The organism is Leifsonia sp. SIMBA_070 (assembly GCF_046534635.1).
Lineage (GTDB): Bacteria > Actinomycetota > Actinomycetes > Actinomycetales > Microbacteriaceae > Leifsonia.
In genome coordinates, this window is the sequence record NZ_JAWRYK010000078.1 from 1 (window position 1) to 353 (window position 353).

Consider the following 353-nt stretch of genomic DNA (forward strand, 5'->3'; position numbering starts at 1 on the left):
GTGTTTCCTTTAATTCTTTTGGGATAATTGGTTCTCTACTCGCAATCTCATAGACAACATTCCAGCGTTCGGGATAAGGGCTCGTTATTTTTTGAAACTGCAACGGACTCGGATTCTCTTGGATATAAGGACTTATACTTGCTGAATTTCCATTTTTCCGTTGAAACGTTTTTCCTGTTTCACTATCTATTCGAGAGAGATTCGATAGTAAAAGATGATGCGCTTCTTTCGACTCCACTGTCTTTTCAATTGGAGTACCTACGCTTTTTTGTTTGTCCAAAAACAATTTTCCACCATTTTGTTTGATTAATTCCATCGTTTGTTCGGCCTCCTCCTTTGAGTTAAATGGGAGG

At 38.5% G+C, this 353-nt stretch carries 1 protein-coding gene; it reads right to left on the reverse strand.

Features of this window, described 5'->3' with window-relative positions:
- Positions 1-353: hypothetical protein (locus SB754_RS19490; RefSeq protein ID WP_410784051.1), on the reverse strand; the 353-nt coding region annotated here is incomplete at both ends.